We start from the raw sequence: 21923 nt of genomic DNA on the forward strand, positions 1-21923 counted from the left end.
AAATTGGTAGCCAATTATAACAAAGCAGCCCTTAGAGTTTCTTACATGGGTTCTGAAAGAAACCATGCTAGACGAAAAACGCCTTTATCAACATCCTTTTAAAACATAGCCATTTTTTATTATTAGTTCGTAGTTTAAGAAAATTGTGAATCAATTTAATAAAATAAGGTTTATCAGTTTTTTTACATTAATAAATCTTGCGGCCTTCTATAATATGAATGTCTGTAGGTGGGGCTATGTGATAAGAAAAATGAATGTTATGAAATTTCCATATGTCATTTTTATTTACAAGAATCGCAGAAAATCTTACTGGTCTAACAACTTCTTCACCAAGATTTCCTTCATACAAACAATTAGAAACGGACTTTAATATATGTACAAGTTTATCCTTTGATTCTAATTCATAATCTAAATTTTCTCTTATTTTTTTAACACAATTGTCATACTTTTTATCTAATTTTAATTTCTTCTTTAATACTCCTTCTGTTGTTACCCACGCTACATCACCATATGATGATACTATCGCTCCATCAATATCAATAATGAAATCTCCCCAATATACCCAATCTATTTCAATTAATTCACTAATTTCTTTATTTCCCAAGCACCATTCACCATCTCCAGTTCCAACTATCAATGTATCATTATCATCCCAAAAAAGTTCCTCCACAAAACTATCTTTTAAGTTAATATCCCTTTTTGAGTATCCATTTTGAAATTTTTTTAATACATTCCTTACACTATACTGCACTTCCTCATTTGCATTCCCCTTGCCAAAATTTCTTCTATCTCCATTACAACCATTCACTTTTTTTATCCTCATTTCTTTCACTAAATTATAAAATTAAAATTTTAATTAGTTCGTAGTTATCTACAATTTTCACTTAAACATGATACTTTTTCGCAATCACATTCCATAAAGTTATTATGCAAAAGAATAAGTATCATCAGCTTTCCCTATTTCATAATGACACTCAATTATTTCACCAGGTGCAATTTCTTCTTCAGATGCCAATGCATTTATAACCATTCCATGACATACCATGATCACTTTATTGTAATGGGCATATTTATCTGCAGCCTTTTTAACCCTATTTCTCAATGAGTTTAAATCTTCCCATTTTCTTTCTTCTCCATTAGGATATATACCTTTATGGTGGTTAAAATCTCTGTATAACTCTAAGAATTCTTCGAATGCACCATATTGAAAAGTTAAATCAGGCATCCATTCATGTAAATCCATTTCTACTGTTATATCAATATTGGTCTTTTGAGAGATGATTGCAGCAGTCTGTAAAGCTCTTGTATATGGAGAAGATACAATAATGTCTGCACTTTTTAATCTTGAGTCCAATGCTGCTTTATAAGCTTGTGCTATACCTTCTTTTGATAAAGGCGCTAAATCTCTTCCGTGCCCTATATATCCTCTTTCATCGCAGGGACTATAATCTGGTTGTCCATGCCTAACTAAATAAAATTGTGCCATAAAATACCCTCCATTTAATTCGTATTTTTGCTGTTGTTGCTTAATTATTTGTAATTATATCATATACATACAAATACTGCCACAAGCCTTTTAAAAATCTAATGCATGATATCCGTCTATCATACTCTCTAAAACTTCAGCAAATAGTTTATGTAACAAATCTGTATTATCTTCTTTATCAGATAGATACTCTATTATGATATCAGAAATTCTCTTAATCACCGCTGCACCCTTATCAAAAAAAAACTGCTGACTTTGCCCAGTAATCATTTTGGGTTTCATCTCCTAAATATATAAGCAGCTTACTCATTTTATCAAATCCACATTTGAATTCAATTAAATCAGGCTCATCAACTCCCTTAATAGCATTTGGAATTGTTGGAACTGTGCCGAAAAATTCTACCATATTAGTTAGTATTTTATCATACTCTTCTTTGCTAATCTCCTCCTTCCATTTGGGGAGTTCACTGATAAACTTTTCAAACCCTTTATATCCTAGAAAACCTGTCGTTGGATTTAAGAATGAATATTTTTTCCTTGCAAGAGCATCTTTGGCAATTTCAATTTTATTTTTTCCTTCAAGCATTCTAATCGTGCATATTGTATTTGCCTTACTTAAGCCAGGATAATTACAATTCATAGCATTACATAGCTGAATATATGAGAGCGAGAGGAGCTCTAACCTACCACAATCGTATATATAAATACTTTGTTTTTGATCATCATATCCAACCATAAGTATATAATGAAAAGGAATATGTTCCTTATGGTACAACTTTTCAAAATATGGCAGGTAAAACATATCTATAGCTCCCAAAACCACTGGATATCCAGAATCAATTTCTGATTTAGCTTTTATTAATGCTTTTTCAAAATTCTTGTATTCATAATGCTTGTATTCAAAACCAACAATTGGTGCCAAAAATTTATACATCTTTTTGGTTCGTCCGTCTCCCAAAGCAACCGTCCTCTTTAGCTCAGCTTTTTGAGTTTTTAAATAGCAAAATGAACCAAAGCTTGATAAAATAAAGAAGTAATTGTTTGGCAAGCATTCCCCTGTTTTATTCATATATATATCCTCTATACCATTCCACACGCATTCGTAATCATCAAAATGATGCTTTATATCAATTATTTTTCTCATATCATGTCTCCTAAAATCTATAATTTTGTTGCAACACAAATATAATAAACCCTCGTACGATACGAGGGTCAATAGCTTTTATAGCTTTTTTATAGGATAATAATATTCCGTTATATAATTATTTGAATCGCATTCGTTATTAGGTGAGATAAAATACTTGCGTAATGGTGCATAACATATTTCATAACCTATACCTTTAATGTATTTATGCACATAGCTGCTGATGTCACCTACTCTACTATAAGTTCCCTTAAATGATACAACCGCAGCTTCACTTTGGGGCAATTCGTAATACTTTAGCCCTGTTGCTTTTTCTGGTATTTCATCGACTATCCGTAGGACCTCTGTATCTATTATGTTATTTACTAAATCAATGCTATGTGTGATAGCATACGAATATTCATTATTTAAAAGTTTTACATTGTTTTCAATACATTTACATTCAAGTTTTTCCCAAAGAATCCCCTCGTCTTCGAATTTGCTTATATTTGCTCGTAAGCTCACAACTTTCCGCGAAGCAAGAGTAGTTATTTTCACAGAAAAAGCAAAATCACTATTCATTCCAAAATTATTAATGATTTGATGCATCCGCTGAATTTGCTGTTCAATATGTTTTTTTTGCTTTTGTTTTTCTAAAATCTTATTTTCAATTAATTCACGTATATCATCATCAGAACAATTGCTTATAATTAGTATTTCTTTTAAAGCAAAACCTAGTTCTTTTAGCATTTGGATACGATTAGCTATAATTATCTGACTTTCATTGTAGTAGCGATAACTATTAACTTCGTCAACATATTCTGGAATTAGCATGCCTATTTTATTATAATTTCTCAGCATATTAATACTAATTCCAGTAAGTGCAGCAAATTCACCTATTTTTAACATTTAATAGTTCTCCTTATCTATTCCACCTGCACAAGTTGGAATCTATTACTTGCCTATCTAATCGATTTATGATTAATCCTCACCAAAACGACTCGTTTTCTTTAGCACCTCTTTAACTATTTTTGCTATTTGTTCATACTTCGTATTATCAACAAGTCTAAAGTATAAGCTTTTTAAGAAAAGAGTTACATTAAATTCAATAAATAAATCATCAGGAAGTATACCTGTTTTTTTTATATTTCCAAAGCTTCTGATCCATTCTTCAATTTCTCCTACAGGAATTGTATCTCTTTCCAAAACCTCCTTAACTGCCGATATCATACGCTCATCCTCGTTGTTAATATATCCATAGTAATTATTATTAATTTTTTTATGTATTGAAGCTAATATCTTTTTTAGTTCTTCATATCCTATTATTTCACATTGTGCAAGCTCCATCAAGGCATCAGCACCGTGGGCAGCCCCATGAGCCCAGCTTTTACCTTCTACAAAGCCTCTTACATCCTTGTCCTCATTATAAAATTTCAAAACTGTATTAAAAGCCTTTAAAATATCACTATCAGATAAAAGGTTCCTATGCTTATAGATTATACAAGCAGCTACTTCAACGGAAAAAGCTCTGCCAAAAACCGTATCATTTATTTCTCCCAATCCATTAAAAATATGTTTTTCGTCTAATGCTATCACAAATATGTCATGTGCTTCTTCAAATGTTAGGACATCCTTCATTATCCATTCTACAAGAACGTCAAAGAGTAAGTCATTACGCAGCTCACCGTCAATATCTCCTATATAATCCATCAACTCTAAGGATAATTTATATGGGTTCACACCCTCTGGTACTGCGTATTTGTTATCTTTTATATTTCTTAATAATGCCTTTAACGCATTTTTTCCCATATATTTCTTTCACCCCTCTATATTGTTTTGATTTTACTTTTTTTCCCATAGCTTACTATCTCTTTTTTCAAGAGTCTTTACTATACATCTTTCACCTTATTATTTCTGCCACTAAAGCAATTTTTCATCGAATACTCTCTATTCATAACTTATAAAATGCTCTATATTGTCAGAAATGCTTCCAATTTTATTTTTAATAAAAGTTGGGTAAATGGTTAATTTCTTCATTTCCTCTATTGAAACCCACTTTAACATTATATTACAGTTATCCTTTTGTGATGTAAAGCAATCGTCAGGTATATCAAAGTCATTTCTTAATGAAATTAGGTAATAAAAAACAATCCCATGTACATCTCTATTGCCCCATTTCCAAAATGTTTCTTCAACCCACATAAGACGTTCGCATAAAATATCTGCACCAGTTTCCTCCTTGTATTCTCTGATAAGCGTTTCTTCTGATGTTTCACCAACTTTAACATGTCCACCTGGTAAAGCATATACATTGTTATCACATTGAACAAGTATTTTATTATTTCTTAATAAGACACCAACGGTTCTAAAAATACAAACAGAATCATCATCCCTAAAGTGCCAATCTTTATTCATTAAATACCTCCAAATATTATATAAATTATCTTTACTTAACAATAATTTACTACTCCGAAGTAATTTTTTTTATTCATATACTAGGATTCTGTGTTAATCACTTCAATGAATACTTTTATTCAGAAAATCAATCCAAGCTTCACTGCTAAAATTGGTACACCTACCACAGCTTTGAAGATAAATAATATAATTTTTAAATCTCGAATAATCTATTGCAATTTTTTTATGTTCCATAATGGTCATAATATTGACGGTTTTTTCCACATCATTAGATTTTATATAACAGTAAAGACACTCCCATATCAAACATTCTTCAGTTTTAGATGCATTTTCTAAATATTCGCCCCATTCATGCCATTCAGCTTCAGATAAATCCTTTAAATTCTCAATTGGTGGATATGAGGAAAAAGAATAATAATCATTGTTGTATTTAAATCCAAATTTTTCGGCTATTCTACTTGAACCTTTGTTAGAATCTACACAAAGCCAATCAATTGTTTCGTACCCCTTGGCAAAACAATCTTTAATGGTTGCAGCAACAACTATTTTTCCAAACCCATTCTTTCTATACCTTTCATCTGTATGTATTCCAATTGCAACTTTATTGTCAAAACTACAATCACTCAATGACCAGCTTACAATTACCTTATCATTATGTATAAAATAACCCGTTCCATACTTTTGAAACATAGCATAATCACCCCAATTTTCAACCCATTCAAGTAGTTTCTCTGAGTTTTCATAGGAGTTTTGTCTTAATAAGTCTGTATCTACTTTTTCAATTACAAAACCATCTGACAAAGCCACATAACAATCCGTAAAATCGTCAATAGATAGTATATAGTGTCTTCTTTTATATTTTCTAATGAAGGGATTCTTATGAATAGTTGGTATTACATCTATCCACTGGCCTGTATCCGGCGTTAGATTGTCCCAAAAATCTAATTTCGAAGATACTTCAGAGTTAAAAATCTCATCATTAGAACTACCTGCAATTAAGTTGCATTCACAGGTCTTTATCAGTGTCACTGTTGGATTATCAATGTTGTTTACATATATTTCACCAGGCATAACACCATTTATAACAGAAAAAATAGATAATTCATTTTGGGATTTAATTAGATGTGCTATTTTACTAAATTCCTTATTCTTTAATTTAAGCATTAAATTCCTCCTTTATAATGTAAATTATGACTTGTTGCCCTATCCCTTAATTGCTTAAATTTCTGCTTAGCTGTTCCACCGTTAATGAAGAAACTAATGTGAATTAATAATTTTACACCACTTATTTATAGGTATGTTCTGAAAAACAAGCAATCTCAACGAAACCATTTATTTCATATAATTTTTTCGCACCAGTATTTGATTTCGCAACTCGAAGCCTTATGTTGTTAACAGATTTATTTATACTCATATTTCTAATGCAATGTGCTAATATATAACTTCCGTAGCCATTATTTTGATATATTGGTCTTACAACAATATCAGTAATATAATTTTGCTGGAAAGTATATGCACCTATTAATTCATTATTTGCCCAGAATGAACAGACTTGATTAAGTTTATTCAAAATATTGAGTTTTTGATTAAATTGTTCTTCATTTACAGCATACCTTTTTGTTTTCCAACCGTTATCTATATTCAACTTTTCATATGCGCTATCAAATAAATCAACAAATTCCTTTAACATACCGTTCTCAAAGCCATTATCAGTTAAATTACAATCCTTTAATTGCGGCAATTCTTTACCCCTATATTCAAGGTGGTATCCCTCCATATCTAATTTAAATCCTAACTCTCTCACTAAATTAATTATTTTAGAATTATTCCCATACACGTTAAAGCATAGCTCTTTTGAATTCATTTTTGAAATGTATTCATTGGTTTTATACTTAATTAATTCTAAGACATCTCCTATGTTATCTTCCTTAAGAAAAGAAGCGTAAAAAATGCAACAATCTTTGTTATCAACTTTTATAAATACACCTTTGTTATGTAATGTGAATATGGAGTATAATATCTCAACATTTTCAAAGGAATTATATACATACTCCTTTGCATGAGGGGATATATTTTCTATCAGCTTCAATATTTCTTCTTGTAACATTATAATAATCCTTCCGCTCCAATTATACTATTTGCAATCTAATATAAGGATTATTATACCACATTTAACATGTTATTCTATATATTTTCAATAACTCTTATTTTCTAAAATCAAACTTCACGTTTTAGAACCTTTCTTAAAGCTGTAGTACTTCCTACAGAGCTTATAAAAGTGCCCACTATTTCAAATTTCCAAAGCATTGTACTTAATATAAAGATAGGCTGTATAGGATTCATTTCTTTTGTAAACCTTATTGCGTTAGAGTAAATCAAACTATATGCAAAAAATAGCAATAGATTTCCTATAAAAGCCCCTGTAATTCCTATAACAAATCCTTCAATTATAAATGGCAACCTGACAAACCAGTTGGTAGCTCCAATAAGCTTCATTATACTTATTTCGCTTCTTCTCAAAAATATATTCATTTTAATTGCATTTGAAATTATGACAGCTCCAATAGGTGGGGTTACAATAAAGGTTATAAGTCCCATTAAATTAAAAAAAGCACGCATTCCGGGAATTCCTACAAAAATATATTCGGAATTTTTATCGATAATTAGAAAATATAATAAAAATAATCCAAAAATGAAAAGAACTATAGAAACAGTAATTATTGAAAAAATAGTTACCGTAATATTTCGTATTAAGCTTTTTATTGCACTAAAAGAAAGATATCCCAATGTTTTAATCTTCATAATCTCCACCCATTTATTAGACGTTTACGCAAGACCCATTGCTAGATATTACGGTGTTTATGATTAGCAGCTACTATTATTTGTTTACGATTTAATAATATGAGCTAACAATTCTCCTGCACGCTCAGTTAACGTAAGATTATACATCATACTTTTCTCTTAATTTTCCAAGAGGTTGTCTAGCATCCTTTGTTCTTCCTGATTCAATCTGTCTTTCAGAAAGTTCTAATTCACGGTACAGGTTTAACATCTTCATTGTACTCTCATACATTTCAACGCTCATAATAACCATGTCTCCATATCCATTCTTCGTAACATATATTGGCTCTTCTGCCGCATGAACCATCTCCGATATCTCGGCAGTATTCTTCAAATCTTTAATTGGGATAATCTGTGGCATAACATCAGCCTCCTTATTTTATGGCTTAATTATACCATAATTACAATTAAATATTTCATAAGTGCAAAGGTAAGTTCTAGCACCTAGAAATTTATTTTTCAGATCATTTTAGAGCAACGGGGATCCATATTTCAACCTTACAAATATCTGCTGCATCATCCCACAAGACGTACTTTTCAATAGTAGGTAAGCCTGATTTTTTATACTTGCTTTGAGGAAGAAATTCGTGATTAATTCGCTGCCATACATTATTAAGTACCTGTTCAGATATTTTTCCGTTTGCCTCAAAAATTAACCAAGTAGTATGTGGATAAGTATAGCTATCAAATTCCTCAATGTCTTCCTTATCCCATTGGATGCCACACATGTAGTCATTGCTGCCATCCTCGCCAAACCCAAAGCATAAGCCCAAATCACATAAATGCCCACTTAGCTCTTCCATGGCTTCAGCACTTCCATCACTTTTAACGATTGCCCAAGTTCCTCCTCCATATGGTGTAGTTCGTCTTCTTCCAATTACTTTGAAGGACTCTTTGTTAATTATCTTATAATCCATTTTATCAACTCCCTTAATAGTAAGTGCGAAGTATAAACGACAATAGAATGTAAGTTTTATATTATTTTTTCTTACCATTGATGGTACAACTCCGTGCACATGCTTAAAAGCCACGCTGAAGGCATCCGACGAGCTATATCCATACTTTAAAGCAATATCAATTACCTTAGCGTCTGTATTTTGCAAGTCGTAAGCAGCACATGTAAGTTTTCTACATCGGATATATTCTGACAATGGAATACCAGTTATTTGAATGAAAGATCTCTGAAATACATTAAAAGGACATGCCATAATCTTGCTTATCTCATTAGAATCTATTTCGCTATTCAAATGACCTTCTACATAATCAATGGCTTTATTCATTCTATCGACCCAGTCCATTACCTCACCTCCTGAATTCTATTATAAAACGCGCTATACTATTTTTCCCATTATTTAATAAACAGATATTAACGGATATTGATTCTATAAAAAAATTATTAGATTTGTCGTGATAGTTTTATCAGTACAAGCTGTCCTTTAACTTACTTTCCAATATTAGGTGTTTTTAAAATTTTCTCTTAATGAGACTTCCTTGCAAATCTGAATTTATAAATCTATCCAATATCGTTCAATAACGCAATTTTCAGCTTTAATTAATACTTCATTTTCTTTTTTTCCAGCTTGTGATAAAATAGTTTTCTGGGAAGCAAAATTATCATTATCACAAGTTAGTAAAACTCTATTAATATGTAATATGTCCTTACAATAAATTAACGCTTGTCTTAATTCTTCTTTTGCATATCCCTTGTTTCTTTCTGACTTTCTCACAGAATATCCTATATGTCCACCATATTGTAAAAGATACTCATTTAAAAAATGTCTTATCTGTATCATTCCTACAATACGATTATCACTTTTTCTGATTGCTAACAATTGTGTTGCAGTAACTTCTCTTCCATCTACTTTTTCTGTTTCATTCAATAATGATTTTTCAACATATTCCTGTGGTGAATTAGCATTTCTTAAAAAGCCTGTTCCATCCATTGATTCGTTATTATAAATAAACTCATTTTTATATGAAAATATATCATCACCATATTCTATTGCTACTTTCTTTAATACCAAATCCTCCATAAAATCACCTCTACAAATTAAAAGTATTAATTATCTTATAACATCGTCATAGATTGTACTTACTATTTCATTTAAACTTAATTCTTTATGCAGGCATGCTTCTGGAATGATATCTAATAAATCTTTTTCATTCCACCATTCTCTCATTTCTTTCTCCCCAAATTCATGTGCATTAGGCTTTTGCTTATGGCGGTTTAAGGTTTCTTCAAAAGGTACATCGAAGTAATAAGCAAAAATTTGGTTATTGAATTCGTTTAGCAAATTTTCAAATAAACTTTCATACCACTTTGAATTTAAAATACCTTCTAAAATTACTATATTGCAATGGCTTTTTCCGTATAGTGCAAGTTCCAATAATAGCTGACTAGCTTCTGGATTAGCTCCATCTTTCACAAATAGAATTTCGCGTCTAACAACATCTTGTGAAATTAGCATTGTACCATGTCCAAATTTTCTTTGTAAAGCCTTGCCTGTAGTAGTCTTACCACTTCCAGAATTACCTCTTAGTATTATTAACTTTGTCTCTCCATCCATATAACATCTTCCTTCCAGGATTAACCAATTACTGCTTGTATTCCTCAGCCTTAAATTGTGAATTTATCTATCTCATTAAATTTAAATTGTCATTACTATGGATTACTCAAAATTTTGCTTGATGAAATCAATATACCCTTTTTTTATAACTTCACAGGAATTCTCCTTAAACCAGTCATAAGATTCTTTTAATCCCTCAAATAAATTCTTTTGTTTTGGTAATAACTCCTCCTGTCTTGAAACATCCAATATATATTCATAATTATAAAAACTAAAATAGTCTCTTTGATTATCATGGTTAGTTACATATACTTTTTCCAAAGGAGTTCCCACTACTTTATAGCATAACTCAACAAAGGTATTTATATCTACCAATTCTGTGTTACCAACATTTAATATATGTTCCCTAGGGTGCTTCTCTAGAATTTTTTCAATAACTTTACATAAATCATCTACATGAAAAAATTGTAATTTCATCTCTCCATCCTTAGGAATATAAAATTTTCTATTTTTTAAAGCACACTCGAATACAAATGGTTCTCTATATAGGTTTTGCATTGGACCATATAAATAAGGAGGTCTTAAAATATATGCATTAGGAACTCTTGAAAGTAAATATTCTTCCGCTTCAATCTTATCAGTTCCATATTTACCCCAGATAGAATTGAGACCAGTCTTTTGACTTTCGGAAAATGGCTGTTCATTTGTTTCTGGATAAACGGCTGAGGAGCTAATAAATATGTAATCAGTGAATTTTCCTAACGCATCTAATATATTTCTAATATCCTTTTGATTATATGCACACACATCCACTATGGCATCAAAGGAGTATTTTGCTAAACAATCTTGTAAATTATTTCTATCTGCACATATTAAATTAACATTCTCTATTTGCTGTTTACTTCCTCTATTTAAGACATACACTTCATAGTTCTTTGATTCAAAATATTTTGCTACATATTTGCTAACAAATACAGTTCCACCTGTAACTAATATACGTTTCATAAACTTCTCCTTCAATAATATAGAAGATTATTCAATAATCTTTTCATATCTATATTCATTTAATTTTTTACCTATAATTATTTCTTTAACCATTCCATCATGATTAAATCCAACTTTTTCATAAAATTTTCTTGCATATATATTTTCTTCAAGAACCCATAATGTAACTTTATTATAGCCTCTTTTCTTTAACTCCTTTAATCCCCAATTGATTAATTCAAAACCTATGACCATCTTACAATACTCTGGCAATAAATATATTCCCCTCTTGCGCCACGGATTTTCAATACTATTCATTAAATACTATCTTTATAATCTTCCTTCAGTATTTGACTAATTTTCTCCGCACCTTCTTCAACAAATCTATCCATTTCTTCTTCTTTTAAATAGATATATTCTCTTTCCAAATTCTTTCTTTCCTCACTATAAAAACCTATTATATATTTTCTTCTATTTTCAAATGCATCGCTGCTAAAAAAATTCATATAATTATTATTGAATCCCTCTGCGTTTTTATAAATTGAAAAAGATCTAAAATTGGGATTTCTTTTAATATACAGAAAGTCAAGATCATACCAATCTTTCTTTAATGTCCATATCCATTCCGTCCTGTCTTTATCGTATAAAGATTTAAATTTATCTTTACTTGGACGAACTATTTCATTTACCCACATAATATCAGTTAATAAATGCGTTAAATAACCAATATAAAAAGATTTCTGTTTGTTGTTATATTTTTTTCTCTGCTCTACTGTAAAAAATCTTCCAATATATTCGCTTAAATGAATATCTTTTAATCCATCCCCATCTGTGGTTTTAAAGTGCGAAATATCCCCACTTGGAGTAAAAGCCGACCAATCGTCGTTTGGTATACCGCTATCAGGTGCTATATTTCCAACTACAAATTCTGTAGATGAAAGATTAGATATTTCATTCAACAGTTTGTCTGCAATTCGTAGATGTACCATCCAAGAAGCCATTTGACCCCTCCTTTTTAATAGATAGAAATAATCAGTTTAACTAATTATTAGAACCTGACTTACGATTTAGTATTTCAAGTAATTATGAAAATTCAAATCTATAGATACACTTCTCTGTTTCTCCCACTAATCTCATATCATTGTCTTTCGGTAATTCAACTATTTCTTCTAAAATTCCACCAGCATATTCGCATGTCTTTCTTGAAGCATAATTATCAGGGTTACAAGTGATGATTAAATAATCCATTTTGTGTTTCTTGGCAAGCTCAAACAGCAAAATGCACGCTTTCCCTGCAAAATTATGGCCTCGATATTCTTTATCTATGTGATAACCAATATTGCCTCCATAATATACTTTTTTATTGTAACCGATACGCAAATCACATCCTCCCATTTTTGTTCCACATTTATTGCAAATATCAAAGTGATATGCTGGAAGCCAATCTTTCTCCTCATTACCTTCAACAGTTCTTTCTAACTTGAGAAAAAGTTCTTCGTTTTTAAGAAATTCTGTATTTAAAAACATGAGTTATTTCTCCTCTTTTTCATATTGTTTATTATAAATATAAAATATTTAAATAAAGATAAGATGAACAGGTTCCTTACTACTACTCTGAGGCCTTTTTAATTGGAAGCCATAGTTTGAATCCTACTAACCCAGCGTCACCAATATTGGGATTTTCCCACCACTCTTTTGAAAAAATCTGTTCTTCCCTGTGTCGCCTTTCTTTTAAATCAAATTCATATTCCCCCATTTCTTTTAAGCATTCGGACATAACTTTAAAAGCTGTTTGCATAGATGAACCAATATCTATATTTCCATCATGATGAAACTCATTTAATGCCACATCTCCTACCAAAAATAATCCTTTAGGTGCGTCACAGACATCAGCCTCTAAAAAAGTACCGCTTTTACCTTCATCTCCAAATAGAAACATTTGCATAACATATTCGTGAAAATCTGCTCCCTCATTTGGATTATGTTCTTCTCCATCAGAGTGATGTCCTTTGGGTGCACACCAACACAACGACGAGCAGTATAATCACTTAAATTCTTAACAGCCCATTCCCGTAATAAATTTCCCGCAGCCCTCTCTGGATCTTTACAGTTTACAAAAAAAGAAGCTACAAGCTCATTACTATGTTTTTCTATACGAACCAAAGATTTGAAATTACCTCCATTTATTTTAATTTTAGGCTCTGTTTTAAATCAGTGTTGATTTTTACACTGATTTAAAACTTCCTTCAGTTCGGGAGGCTATGTTTTAAAATGTTGATATTATCGTTTAAGTTCTAGAAACTCTTAGGGATTGCGACTTATAATTGGCGTAATTTTGCCCAGGACGGGCAAAGCAATTTTAGCGCCATGGATGGCGCAATAAAATTGGTAGCCAATTATAACAAAGCAGCCCTTAGAGTTTCTTACATGGGTTCTGAAAGAAACCATGCTAGACGAAAAACGCCTTTATCAACATCCTTTTAAAACATAGCCTAATTTTAAATAAGATGCTCTATTTCAGGTATTGTAAGGCTTCTAAGATACCTGCCTTGTCCATCAATATTGTTTGGAGTTGCAACAAATCCTTCTTTCACTAAATATTCATTTATAGCACCAAAAATTTGATGCCATACTTCATTTGCTGTTTCTTTTATATTCACCTTATGCCTTACAGGTGTTAATATTGATGCATTAACTTCAAAACTATCAAAGACTTCTTTAACTATAGGAAGGATATTCTCAAGTATTACATCTGATAACTCTTTGATAATTGTGGATAATTCAAAGTCATAAAATATCGGAACATCCACTGAAATAATGTTATCATCTCCATTTATACTGATATATTCTAATTCCTTTAAAAGCTCTACTCTACTCTTTTCTTCTTCTGATAGTTTGCTATACTGAATATTGTTGTCAATGGCATTGTGTATTAAAGTACCACATTCATAGGCAATTTCTTTATTCATTTTATCTAAAATCTTGTTATACACAATATTTACTTTATGAAATGGACTTGCGCTATCTATGTTTTTCTGTGTTAACCTAAAAAATCTGAACATATCTTTTCTTAAACCATTTGAATCTCCGAAACTATTAAAAGTAAAACCAAAGCTGCTATAGTTATTACTACTGCATAATATCTTATTGCTGTGTTTTTCCGTTAATTTACTATTTTCGTATGCAACAATAATGTAGTCCCTATTTCCAGGTTGCAACTTAGATGCACAAAATATATCTCTTTCGGTAAAAAATTCAAAAGCAGTACCATCAAAGATTTTATCACAGATGGTGTGATATAGTATTCTCTCGTAACTATGGGACTTAGAGCATCTTAATTTTGAAGCTTTTGCATAAAGTGCGTCTTTCATATCGACTATTCTTTTACCAATTACCTCTCCTATTCCATTTACAAAATGCTCCATTACTATGACATCTTCCTCTAAGAAAACAGGAAATTTAACTCTGTATGTATTCTCTTTGGTTTCTATAGCATTAATTAATTCAAGATTATTGATAATATTTTCAACAATTTCTTCTTTGATATTTAAGATTTCTGCTATCTTAAATTTAGATATAGAAAAAGGATCATTCTTTGCAATCAAATAAAGCATTTCAGATGCATGTTCTTTATTACAAACATATTCTGGATTATAATTATCGTATTCTCCAATATCTCCAAAAAAATAAAAATTCAATTTTTTATTTCTCATTCCAATTCCCCCAAACAGTTGTTCTGTATATTTTTCCATTTAAAACAATTCACTATTCAAGTATGCTTATTATTTTATTAATCTATAAAGCTCTGTGGCTTAAACTACATTTGTTTATAGTAAAAAACAGTTTCGTGCAAATTACCATTAGCAAACTTCAGGTATTGTGGTATTCTCCCAGCTTCAATAGATACAACAAGTTTGAAGGATCTCCTGCTCTTGTATCTACTGCATTAACTCTCCGTTTTTTAATTTATAATATCTGTAATCAATTCCTTATGTTCAATCTTCCTTTGCACATGAGAATGTCCACATAAAATGATTGATGTTTTTACACTGTCCATGACTTCCATAGTCCTAGCATCATCCGGCAACATTTTTTCATTTATCTTATTAGGTGAGCCATGGCAAATAGTGATTGCTGGCATGTCCCCATCTTTATCTCTTCTGATGGCTGCAGCTGTGAAAAAAAGTCCAAATCTTTGGAAGTAAGGGATTTGTATGCATACAGTAGCGATCCACTGGCAGAATTTTTATCTTTCCAGCCTTTTTCACCGCCAGCACGGTATTTAAGCCAATAATCCTCCTTATTTCCTTTTATAAAATAACATTTATATTTTTTATTAACATCATATAATATTTTCATTGTTCTTTCTGGATATGCTAATTCCCCAATATAATCACCAAGAAAGATAAATGTACTAATATTTCGTGAAAATGAATATTCAAGGCAACGCTGTAATGCTATGTAATTGCCATGAACATTTGCTAAAACTGCTACATCCATGTTTTTAAGCTCCTTTTAAAATTGGAATTTGTAAGTTACTTAAATCTAAACTAAGCATTTTTATACATATCGTAGATTACATATCCTGAAATTCCTTCGAGAGAACCTGGATATGTTTCTTGATACATCATGCATTCAGGAATCTGCATAGGCCATCCACTTGTTGGATAGATATTGTACTTTGATGAAGTTATAAAGCCTAGAGTATTATAAAATGCTGGGTTACCTTCAACTTGAATTCCTCTATACCCCTTTTCCTTCACTCTTTCAATTCCTAATTTAATCATAGTAGAACCTACACCTTGTCTAAAATAATCGGCATGAACAGAAACCGGTGCAAGCATTACTATTTCTGTATTTTTGATACTTCTGTCATAATCCGCCTTTTGGGCAGTTGTTGATAGTGGAAAATGTGAAAACATAAAATGTCCAACTATTTTTTCATTAATTTCAGCCACTAGAGATAACTCGGGGCTATAGTATTGTCCTTCACGTATTTCTTTAATTAATGCCACAACATCTGTCCCATCTGAGTAATCTGTTCCTTCAGTAAATGATTTAATCACTAGTTTATTTACTTCTTCGAAATCTTTCTGGTTTTCTGCTCTTATTGTTAAGTCTTTTCTCATAACCATTATTTCTCCTTCTATAAATTACTGTTTATAATCATTATAGTTAGATTGCCAATACATCATAATTAAAGCTTAATATAAGGATTATTATACCACATTTAGCATGTTGTTCTATATAATCTAGATGGATTTAGTTTTTATATGAATAAACACCGCAAGATTCATTGCTGAATATCACGGCGTTTATGATTATTATTTATTTTTTATTATTGGTGAGCTGTTTTTTAATATTAGGAATTACCTCAACAATAAATCGAAATTTTTTTTATAATATTGGTACACAAATTTCACAATAATGCTTATTTATCATCTGCATTGCATAGCGTTCAAGAATAGGTCTTCTATCATCAAATTTATAATTTCTTTTTGATAACTCTGGAAATATCTCTATCCATGCTTTTTGCTCAGCATCCACTATATGATTTATTTTAAATACGCAATATTTTCCACCGATAGTTTTTCCAAAATTAATATGTTTATTATCAACATCAAATTCATCTGAAACAACTAAACATGTATCATAACGACAATCCTTAGGTTCTGTGAATTGAGGGTTATCTTGGGCTATACCTAATATGATTGAATTTTCATTAAATAAGTTTTTTTCTCTAGCCCAACTTTTTAATTGCTCCATTATTTTCACATTCTCTGAACCGTAAGGTCCTACTCTTCGTATATAAGCAATTTTATATGATGGTATCATTTCAATACTAATATTCATAATCTACCTTCTTTATTTTAATAGAGTACATCGATGCCTAAATTCATCATATAATGCTTTAAAATGTATTTCAACTTATTTTTTAAATATTCTGTATCGATCATAATATCCAAGCAAAATATCCAATATTATAAGTTTTTCTCCATACATACGCTATTTGCATTCCCTTTGTATGGTTGATAATTTTCTATTATCTCATATCCAGTATTTCTATATAGATTAATTGCTTCATATTGTTTTATTCCCGTTTCTAACAGAGCATATTTATATCCTTTATTTCTTCCTAATTTCTCTAATTCACTAATTATTAATTTTGATAATCCTTGTCGTCTGTTCTCTTTTTTTACAAATATTCGTTTTAATTCTATGGCTTCAATTTTGTGTTCCTTAAATGCTCCACAGGCAACAGGTACTTCATCCTTATAAATAATTACCACATCTTTTATATAATCAACTTTGTTATGCTTATCATATTGCTTTTGTAATTCTCCATATCGTTCATTAAGGTCATCATCTAATAGTTTTATAAGTTTTATAAAATCAATATTCGTACTATCAGTGCTTAATATTTTCAAACTCATTTTATATCGTCTCCATTAATAACTTACTTCGTCATAGTATACTATTGTGATACTTATCGTTAAAAACATATGCATTAGCAAATCATAACAGTATACTAATTTTGTTCAATCAGATAAAATATAATTTTACAGATTACAAACCATTGATATTTTTACTTCTTGAAAATCCTTTTTCTTATATAAATGTCTTGCACTTTCGTTGTTTGATAAAACATTTAAAGTCATCTTTTTGTATCCTTTTTTACTTGCAAATTCTTTAGCCTCTTTTACCAAAAGCTCTCCGATTCCATGCTTTTGAAAATCTGGCCATACTAATAAATCTTCAAGATGAGCTTCCTGCTCGCCCATTTTTTCTACCACAACCATACCAGTAGGTTTTTCCCCTTGAAATGCAATGAGAATATATCCTGTTTTTTCTCGGATTAAATTCTCCCAATATTGATCAGAATGTTGTTCTTCTTCATCTTCACCTATATCCATCAATTGTTTTAGCAGATTCGTCATTGTACTATCCAATAATTTATACGTATCTTTTATAAAATTTAAATCTTTTTCTTCTGCTATTTTTACTTCTAACATATTTGTCTCCCCTTTAAATTACAATTTATCAATAAATTTGTAAACTCTTTCTGACCATTCCCATATATCTTTGTTTTTACTATTCATATAATAAACTCTATCTTTAATATCCTCATTGATTATATTTTTAAATCTCTCTATATATAACTCTGGAATTATAATTGCAAATACATTATCTTTTAATGTTAATTCATCTTTAATTTTCAGTGGATGATATCCATCAAAAACAGCATCCTGATGCTTCACTAATTCATCGTATTTGAAAAAGAACCGCACTCCAGGTGTAAACCCCTTACTTAAATCTTCTTCATTAGGTTCACGCTCTAATTTTCTTTCCATAACAAGTCTATCACCAGCTTGACAATTTCCCCAAGATAGCATTAAGTATTCAAAATAGTCTGTCGGATCTTTTGCTGCATTTCTCGCTTCTAATTTTAATTGCTCTGCTGATATGTTTCTTGCTCTTACAGCCGAAAGTATGCTTCCACTTTTAATTATTGACACAGCATTTTCAACTGATGCTGTGTGGCAAAGATATTTGGTTATACAACCCTTTTGTTTGCAGGCAGTGCATTCTGTTATTTTTTCTGGTTTTTCTATATTGTTGAATTCATTTTTGTTGGATAATGCATAATTAACTTTTTCTATTATTTCTTCACTATCGCTAACAATTTCAACTTTTCTACCCTGCAAATTCTCATAGTCTACAAATTTAATAATTCCTCTTAATTCCCATTCGGATATGTTAGGATAATTTGATAATGCATGATAATATATACCATCCCAAATAATGCTGAATTCGTGTTTTCCAATATCAACTTTCATTAGATCACCAACCTAAATTAATTTGTAAAAATCAAGCATATATTTCGCAGTTTCTTCCTGTGACCAAACATTTACATACATATCCTTTAAATCGCCCATTGATGCCTTTTTCAAGACTAAATCTTTTGTTTCTGTTTTTTCCCTATACATATTGTATATTCTTTCTCCAAACTGTTATCAGCTTCATCATATTAGTTTTTCTTCTTTGGAAAGTCAAGTAAACAGAATACTATAGCTAAACATATATATGTGAAACCCATTGTTATTTTATGATCAACAAAATCTAATATTGCTGCAATTCCAAATATTGCTCCTGCAGGAAAATATAGATGATTGGCTATTTTCTTTTTCATAAAATTCTCCTTTTAAGAATAACGTGCAAGCCGTGGTGAATAGGTTACACATTATTCTTATTAATTAACAATTCACTGCTTTTATATAATTGTAATTATAGTTCTTTTTGACACTTTATCATTATAAATTTAAATGGAGGTTTATTTTCCATATTCTTATGTGGCTCAACAATTTCCGAAAATTCTATCAGTCCATATTCTCCAAATTCTTGTTTTATCGAGTCAGAATCATAAAAAAACATTTTTAACCCTTCCATTATCTCGAAATAGTCTTTACTAAGTTGTTTGCCTCTTCCATACATTGGGGCCTCTTTTGAAATAGTAGTAAAAATCATATATCCCTTTGGCTTTAACTGTTTATAGCAATCTTTTATAAACTTCTCTCGCTCTCCATTATTCAATAAGTGAATAAGTGCATAACAAAATATACCGTCATAGAGTTTGTCATCAAAAGGCATATCAGCTACTGAACCATGAAAAATACTAATATTAAGCTCATTTTGCCTTGCTATATCAATGGCTGTTTTTGAGATCTCAATACCTGTTACATTTATTCCATTATCAATAAAAACCTTTGCGTTTCTACCATATCCAATACCAGGTATCAATATGTCCTTAACTTTCTTCTCAAGGAAAAAATCCTTTGTCAAGATGGCTGAATCTGAAGGCTCAAATCCCCACATCATTTGATTTTCTATAAAACTTGATTCCCAGAATTCTGTCATTCATTTATCTCCTTTATGTTTTAAGTATGCATTATTTACTGCGTATTTATCTGCAACTATGATATTAGTTACTATTCATCTATTTTTACTCTTAATATTTTATTCTTAACTTTTACTGCATGTTTTAATTCATATACTGGTGCACCATTATTAATTGCTTCTGCAATTTCATCCATTTCCTTTTTTATATTTTCTTCATCAGTATACCAGCCAAGTACAATTGATTTTTCTCCCCAAAAGGCTCCGTTATTGACACCAAGCAGCCAATATTTAGGTTCATCGTCTTTTGCTTTGTACATTACATGTGACGCTAAAACCTTATAGCAATTAATAATTGATTTTCCATCATATGATTTAATAGTAATCTTTCCAGTTGGTACAATTAAATTATTGGATAAGTTTTTGTTGTTTTCGGCAGCCTTTACCTCGCCTAACATCAAATAATCTAATGATACATTAAGTTTTTTAGATAAAGCAAGTAGTTTTTCCATTTCTGGATAGCCGCTTCCCTGTTCCCATTTAGAAACTGCTTGACGACTTACTCCGATTATTCCTGCTAACTCTTCCTGTGAAATATGTTTTTCTTGTCTAATTGATTTTAAATTATCCGAAAAACCCATTACTTTTTACCTCTTTTCTTTGTTATTATGTGTAAATTATAATAGGTTTTGCCCTGAAATAACACCAATCTACAATTGCAAATCCGCAACTTGCATTTGCATTGTCCTTAAAAATAGAATGGAGAACTAAAAAACGCTTCAAAATTCTCTTTGAATAATGAGTTGTTTAAATCACCGTATTTGAAGCTGTTGACTAAACTTCCTATTATAGCTTTCTTGCCAAATACAAAACTATTGTATCATAGAGCTTTATATTATTGCCAAAACTCAAAATGGCGTCCTTGATGCCTGCGTAAAATTTTGATTTATCTGGCTCCTTCAAAGTTATATGAGTAGCATGTGTACTTATCCATGAAACATACTCATCAGCGGTAAGTTCCCTTGTTTTGTGATAATGACGGCATTCAATATCTGTAAAGCCGTATTTCTCAATATTGTTATAATTTATACTGCAGGTATATTCTGTTTCTGGATGAAAATATTCAGAGTATACTTCCTGTATCTTCATATATAAGGGTTCATTAGCACTTTTTTCATCTGTTCGAGTTAACATCATAGCAAATGTTCCATTGCTTTTTAATATATCATAAACTTTTGGAAAGCCGATTTCCTCCGGTATCCACTGAATTGTGGCTGCTGAATAGACCAAATCGAATTCATGCTTCCCGAAATCATATGTTTCGAAATCAGCATTTACAACTTGAAAATTATCATAGGAACTAAATTTATTTTTTGTATACTCTGCAAGATTTTCTCCAAGCTCAATAGCCAAATAAGAGCAACCTGTTTTCAATATGGGTTCTGTAGCTTGTCCTGTTCCAGGACCGATTTCAAGAGCTGTTTTGCTAGAATCCAGCTTTGAATATTCTATAACATCAGCAAAAAGTTCATCACAATAACGAGTTCTCCCTTTATCAAATTCTTCAGGAATACTATCAAAAACTTTTCTAAAATCCATAATAACACCTCAC

At 30.7% G+C, this 21923-nt stretch carries 31 protein-coding genes; all 31 read right to left on the reverse strand.

Features of this window, described 5'->3' with window-relative positions; genetic code table 11:
• Positions 1 to 187: 187 nt before the first annotated feature.
• The 31 genes from IAI10_RS17350 to IAI10_RS17500 all read right to left on the reverse strand — a co-directional run bounded on the left by IAI10_RS17350 (position 188) and on the right by IAI10_RS17500 (position 21910).
• Entirely contained in the window at positions 188 to 808 is a 621-nt protein-coding gene (locus tag IAI10_RS17350; RefSeq protein ID WP_315674569.1) for a nuclear transport factor 2 family protein, read from the reverse strand.
• A 117-nt stretch (positions 809 to 925) separates the two neighbouring features.
• Positions 926 to 1486 (reverse strand): histidine phosphatase family protein, encoded by a 561-nt coding sequence (locus IAI10_RS17355; RefSeq protein WP_315674570.1) that lies wholly within the window; start codon positions 1484 to 1486, stop codon positions 926 to 928.
• A 90-nt stretch (positions 1487 to 1576) separates the two neighbouring features.
• Positions 1577 to 1756: a hypothetical protein gene (locus tag IAI10_RS17360; protein WP_315674571.1), complete on the reverse strand. Its 180-nt coding sequence runs from the start codon at positions 1754 to 1756 to the stop codon at positions 1577 to 1579.
• Complete coding sequence (locus IAI10_RS17365; RefSeq protein ID WP_315674572.1) at positions 1722 to 2630, reverse strand: BtrH N-terminal domain-containing protein; 909 nt, start codon at positions 2628 to 2630, stop codon at positions 1722 to 1724. Before IAI10_RS17365 ends, IAI10_RS17360 begins: the two co-directional genes overlap by 35 nt.
• A gap of 78 nt (positions 2631 to 2708) precedes the next feature.
• Positions 2709 to 3518 (reverse strand): MerR family transcriptional regulator, encoded by an 810-nt coding sequence (locus IAI10_RS17370; protein ID WP_315674573.1) that lies wholly within the window; start codon positions 3516 to 3518, stop codon positions 2709 to 2711.
• Between the two features lie 72 nt (positions 3519 to 3590).
• Complete coding sequence (locus IAI10_RS17375; protein WP_315674574.1) at positions 3591 to 4418, reverse strand: DUF2785 domain-containing protein; 828 nt, start codon at positions 4416 to 4418, stop codon at positions 3591 to 3593.
• Positions 4419 to 4556: 138 nt separating this feature from the next.
• Positions 4557 to 5024 (reverse strand): NUDIX domain-containing protein, encoded by a 468-nt coding sequence (locus IAI10_RS17380; protein WP_315674575.1) that lies wholly within the window; start codon positions 5022 to 5024, stop codon positions 4557 to 4559.
• Between the two features lie 102 nt (positions 5025 to 5126).
• Entirely contained in the window at positions 5127 to 6188 is a 1062-nt protein-coding gene (locus IAI10_RS17385; RefSeq protein WP_315674576.1) for a GNAT family N-acetyltransferase, read from the reverse strand.
• Between the two features lie 121 nt (positions 6189 to 6309).
• Positions 6310 to 7131: a GNAT family N-acetyltransferase gene (locus IAI10_RS17390; protein ID WP_315674577.1), complete on the reverse strand. Its 822-nt coding sequence runs from the start codon at positions 7129 to 7131 to the stop codon at positions 6310 to 6312.
• A 110-nt stretch (positions 7132 to 7241) separates the two neighbouring features.
• Positions 7242 to 7826: an FtsX-like permease family protein gene (locus IAI10_RS17395; protein WP_315674578.1), complete on the reverse strand. Its 585-nt coding sequence runs from the start codon at positions 7824 to 7826 to the stop codon at positions 7242 to 7244.
• 139 nt (positions 7827 to 7965) lie between these two features.
• Positions 7966 to 8226, reverse strand: a complete 261-nt coding sequence (locus tag IAI10_RS17400) for a type II toxin-antitoxin system Phd/YefM family antitoxin (protein WP_315674579.1) — start codon at positions 8224 to 8226, stop codon at positions 7966 to 7968.
• A gap of 103 nt (positions 8227 to 8329) precedes the next feature.
• A complete protein-coding gene (locus IAI10_RS17405) occupies positions 8330 to 9163 on the reverse strand; it encodes a helix-turn-helix domain-containing protein (protein ID WP_315674580.1) in 834 nt (277 codons plus the stop codon).
• A 207-nt stretch (positions 9164 to 9370) separates the two neighbouring features.
• Positions 9371 to 9898: a GNAT family N-acetyltransferase gene (locus IAI10_RS17410; RefSeq protein ID WP_315674581.1), complete on the reverse strand. Its 528-nt coding sequence runs from the start codon at positions 9896 to 9898 to the stop codon at positions 9371 to 9373.
• 30 nt (positions 9899 to 9928) lie between these two features.
• The gene (locus tag IAI10_RS17415; RefSeq protein WP_315674582.1) at positions 9929 to 10432 is read right to left on the reverse strand and encodes a kinase; all 504 of its coding nucleotides are present in this window, start codon (positions 10430 to 10432) and stop codon (positions 9929 to 9931) included.
• Between the two features lie 102 nt (positions 10433 to 10534).
• Positions 10535 to 11437: an NAD-dependent epimerase/dehydratase family protein gene (locus tag IAI10_RS17420; RefSeq protein WP_315674583.1), complete on the reverse strand. Its 903-nt coding sequence runs from the start codon at positions 11435 to 11437 to the stop codon at positions 10535 to 10537.
• 27 nt (positions 11438 to 11464) lie between these two features.
• Entirely contained in the window at positions 11465 to 11734 is a 270-nt protein-coding gene (locus IAI10_RS17425; RefSeq protein WP_315674584.1) for a GNAT family N-acetyltransferase, read from the reverse strand.
• A complete protein-coding gene (locus tag IAI10_RS17430; RefSeq protein WP_315674585.1) occupies positions 11734 to 12417 on the reverse strand; it encodes a zinc dependent phospholipase C family protein in 684 nt (227 codons plus the stop codon). Before IAI10_RS17430 ends, IAI10_RS17425 begins: the two co-directional genes overlap by 1 nt.
• 82 nt (positions 12418 to 12499) lie before the next feature.
• The gene (locus IAI10_RS17435) at positions 12500 to 12943 is read right to left on the reverse strand and encodes a GNAT family N-acetyltransferase (RefSeq protein WP_315674586.1); all 444 of its coding nucleotides are present in this window, start codon (positions 12941 to 12943) and stop codon (positions 12500 to 12502) included.
• 82 nt (positions 12944 to 13025) lie between these two features.
• The gene (locus tag IAI10_RS17440; protein ID WP_315674587.1) at positions 13026 to 13445 is read right to left on the reverse strand and encodes a hypothetical protein; all 420 of its coding nucleotides are present in this window, start codon (positions 13443 to 13445) and stop codon (positions 13026 to 13028) included.
• Between the two features lie 469 nt (positions 13446 to 13914).
• Positions 13915 to 15129 (reverse strand): hypothetical protein, encoded by a 1215-nt coding sequence (locus IAI10_RS17445; RefSeq protein WP_315674588.1) that lies wholly within the window; start codon positions 15127 to 15129, stop codon positions 13915 to 13917.
• 385 nt (positions 15130 to 15514) lie between these two features.
• A complete protein-coding gene (locus IAI10_RS17450) occupies positions 15515 to 15916 on the reverse strand; it encodes a metallophosphoesterase family protein (RefSeq protein WP_315674589.1) in 402 nt (133 codons plus the stop codon).
• Between the two features lie 50 nt (positions 15917 to 15966).
• Positions 15967 to 16545 (reverse strand): N-acetyltransferase, encoded by a 579-nt coding sequence (locus IAI10_RS17455; RefSeq protein WP_315674590.1) that lies wholly within the window; start codon positions 16543 to 16545, stop codon positions 15967 to 15969.
• A gap of 268 nt (positions 16546 to 16813) precedes the next feature.
• Positions 16814 to 17269 carry a GyrI-like domain-containing protein gene (locus IAI10_RS17460; RefSeq protein ID WP_315674591.1) on the reverse strand — a complete coding sequence of 152 codons (456 nt, stop codon included), beginning with the start codon at positions 17267 to 17269 and terminating at the stop codon, positions 16814 to 16816.
• 128 nt (positions 17270 to 17397) lie between these two features.
• Positions 17398 to 17850 (reverse strand): GNAT family N-acetyltransferase, encoded by a 453-nt coding sequence (locus IAI10_RS17465; protein WP_315674592.1) that lies wholly within the window; start codon positions 17848 to 17850, stop codon positions 17398 to 17400.
• A gap of 126 nt (positions 17851 to 17976) precedes the next feature.
• A complete protein-coding gene (locus tag IAI10_RS17470; protein ID WP_315674593.1) occupies positions 17977 to 18429 on the reverse strand; it encodes a GNAT family N-acetyltransferase in 453 nt (150 codons plus the stop codon).
• 18 nt (positions 18430 to 18447) lie between these two features.
• Complete coding sequence (locus IAI10_RS17475) at positions 18448 to 19254, reverse strand: hypothetical protein (protein ID WP_315674594.1); 807 nt, start codon at positions 19252 to 19254, stop codon at positions 18448 to 18450.
• Positions 19255 to 19266: 12 nt separating this feature from the next.
• Positions 19267 to 19404 carry a hypothetical protein gene (locus IAI10_RS17480; RefSeq protein ID WP_315674595.1) on the reverse strand — a complete coding sequence of 46 codons (138 nt, stop codon included), beginning with the start codon at positions 19402 to 19404 and terminating at the stop codon, positions 19267 to 19269.
• A gap of 41 nt (positions 19405 to 19445) precedes the next feature.
• Positions 19446 to 19607: a hypothetical protein gene (locus IAI10_RS17485; protein WP_315674596.1), complete on the reverse strand. Its 162-nt coding sequence runs from the start codon at positions 19605 to 19607 to the stop codon at positions 19446 to 19448.
• Between the two features lie 95 nt (positions 19608 to 19702).
• Positions 19703 to 20332, reverse strand: a complete 630-nt coding sequence (locus IAI10_RS17490; protein WP_315674597.1) for a class I SAM-dependent methyltransferase — start codon at positions 20330 to 20332, stop codon at positions 19703 to 19705.
• A 71-nt stretch (positions 20333 to 20403) separates the two neighbouring features.
• Complete coding sequence (locus IAI10_RS17495; RefSeq protein ID WP_315674598.1) at positions 20404 to 20952, reverse strand: helix-turn-helix transcriptional regulator; 549 nt, start codon at positions 20950 to 20952, stop codon at positions 20404 to 20406.
• A 205-nt stretch (positions 20953 to 21157) separates the two neighbouring features.
• Positions 21158 to 21910 carry a methyltransferase domain-containing protein gene (locus IAI10_RS17500; protein ID WP_315674599.1) on the reverse strand — a complete coding sequence of 251 codons (753 nt, stop codon included), beginning with the start codon at positions 21908 to 21910 and terminating at the stop codon, positions 21158 to 21160.
• Positions 21911 to 21923 lie beyond the last annotated feature (13 nt).

Origin of the sequence: Clostridium sp. 19966 (genome assembly GCF_032335695.1) — a bacterium.
Lineage (GTDB): Bacteria > Bacillota > Clostridia > Clostridiales > Clostridiaceae > JACTOJ01.

What these genes read in the sequence shown, in the direction of transcription:
- IAI10_RS17465 (WP_315674592.1), bottom strand. Translation starts at nt 17,850, where the DNA reads ATGAGTTTGAAAATATTAAGCACTGATAGTACGAATATTGATTTTATA.
- IAI10_RS17475 (WP_315674594.1), bottom strand. Translation starts at nt 19,254, where the DNA reads ATGAAAGTTGATATTGGAAAACACGAATTCAGCATTATTTGGGATGGT.
- IAI10_RS17400 (WP_315674579.1), bottom strand. Translation starts at nt 8,226, where the DNA reads ATGCCACAGATTATCCCAATTAAAGATTTGAAGAATACTGCCGAGATA.
- IAI10_RS17360 (WP_315674571.1), bottom strand. Translation starts at nt 1,756, where the DNA reads ATGATTACTGGGCAAAGTCAGCAGTTTTTTTTTGATAAGGGTGCAGCG.
- IAI10_RS17370 (WP_315674573.1), bottom strand. Translation starts at nt 3,518, where the DNA reads ATGTTAAAAATAGGTGAATTTGCTGCACTTACTGGAATTAGTATTAAT.
- IAI10_RS17365 (WP_315674572.1), bottom strand. Translation starts at nt 2,630, where the DNA reads ATGAGAAAAATAATTGATATAAAGCATCATTTTGATGATTACGAATGC.
- IAI10_RS17415 (WP_315674582.1), bottom strand. Translation starts at nt 10,432, where the DNA reads ATGGATGGAGAGACAAAGTTAATAATACTAAGAGGTAATTCTGGAAGT.
- IAI10_RS17485 (WP_315674596.1), bottom strand. Translation starts at nt 19,607, where the DNA reads ATGAAAAAGAAAATAGCCAATCATCTATATTTTCCTGCAGGAGCAATA.
- IAI10_RS17445 (WP_315674588.1), bottom strand. Translation starts at nt 15,129, where the DNA reads ATGAGAAATAAAAAATTGAATTTTTATTTTTTTGGAGATATTGGAGAA.
- IAI10_RS17490 (WP_315674597.1), bottom strand. Translation starts at nt 20,332, where the DNA reads ATGACAGAATTCTGGGAATCAAGTTTTATAGAAAATCAAATGATGTGG.
- IAI10_RS17425 (WP_315674584.1), bottom strand. Translation starts at nt 11,734, where the DNA reads ATGAATAGTATTGAAAATCCGTGGCGCAAGAGGGGAATATATTTATTG.
- IAI10_RS17410 (WP_315674581.1), bottom strand. Translation starts at nt 9,898, where the DNA reads ATGGAGGATTTGGTATTAAAGAAAGTAGCAATAGAATATGGTGATGAT.
- IAI10_RS17450 (WP_315674589.1), bottom strand. Translation starts at nt 15,916, where the DNA reads ATGGATGTAGCAGTTTTAGCAAATGTTCATGGCAATTACATAGCATTA.
- IAI10_RS17420 (WP_315674583.1), bottom strand. Translation starts at nt 11,437, where the DNA reads ATGAAACGTATATTAGTTACAGGTGGAACTGTATTTGTTAGCAAATAT.
- IAI10_RS17395 (WP_315674578.1), bottom strand. Translation starts at nt 7,826, where the DNA reads ATGAAGATTAAAACATTGGGATATCTTTCTTTTAGTGCAATAAAAAGC.
- IAI10_RS17390 (WP_315674577.1), bottom strand. Translation starts at nt 7,131, where the DNA reads ATGTTACAAGAAGAAATATTGAAGCTGATAGAAAATATATCCCCTCAT.
- IAI10_RS17355 (WP_315674570.1), bottom strand. Translation starts at nt 1,486, where the DNA reads ATGGCACAATTTTATTTAGTTAGGCATGGACAACCAGATTATAGTCCC.
- IAI10_RS17380 (WP_315674575.1), bottom strand. Translation starts at nt 5,024, where the DNA reads ATGAATAAAGATTGGCACTTTAGGGATGATGATTCTGTTTGTATTTTT.
- IAI10_RS17455 (WP_315674590.1), bottom strand. Translation starts at nt 16,545, where the DNA reads ATGAGAAAAGACTTAACAATAAGAGCAGAAAACCAGAAAGATTTCGAA.
- IAI10_RS17500 (WP_315674599.1), bottom strand. Translation starts at nt 21,910, where the DNA reads ATGGATTTTAGAAAAGTTTTTGATAGTATTCCTGAAGAATTTGATAAA.
- IAI10_RS17435 (WP_315674586.1), bottom strand. Translation starts at nt 12,943, where the DNA reads ATGTTTTTAAATACAGAATTTCTTAAAAACGAAGAACTTTTTCTCAAG.
- IAI10_RS17470 (WP_315674593.1), bottom strand. Translation starts at nt 18,429, where the DNA reads ATGTTAGAAGTAAAAATAGCAGAAGAAAAAGATTTAAATTTTATAAAA.
- IAI10_RS17495 (WP_315674598.1), bottom strand. Translation starts at nt 20,952, where the DNA reads ATGGGTTTTTCGGATAATTTAAAATCAATTAGACAAGAAAAACATATT.
- IAI10_RS17430 (WP_315674585.1), bottom strand. Translation starts at nt 12,417, where the DNA reads ATGGCTTCTTGGATGGTACATCTACGAATTGCAGACAAACTGTTGAAT.
- IAI10_RS17480 (WP_315674595.1), bottom strand. Translation starts at nt 19,404, where the DNA reads ATGTATAGGGAAAAAACAGAAACAAAAGATTTAGTCTTGAAAAAGGCA.
- IAI10_RS17385 (WP_315674576.1), bottom strand. Translation starts at nt 6,188, where the DNA reads ATGCTTAAATTAAAGAATAAGGAATTTAGTAAAATAGCACATCTAATT.
- IAI10_RS17460 (WP_315674591.1), bottom strand. Translation starts at nt 17,269, where the DNA reads ATGAATATTAGTATTGAAATGATACCATCATATAAAATTGCTTATATA.
- IAI10_RS17375 (WP_315674574.1), bottom strand. Translation starts at nt 4,418, where the DNA reads ATGGGAAAAAATGCGTTAAAGGCATTATTAAGAAATATAAAAGATAAC.
- IAI10_RS17405 (WP_315674580.1), bottom strand. Translation starts at nt 9,163, where the DNA reads ATGGACTGGGTCGATAGAATGAATAAAGCCATTGATTATGTAGAAGGT.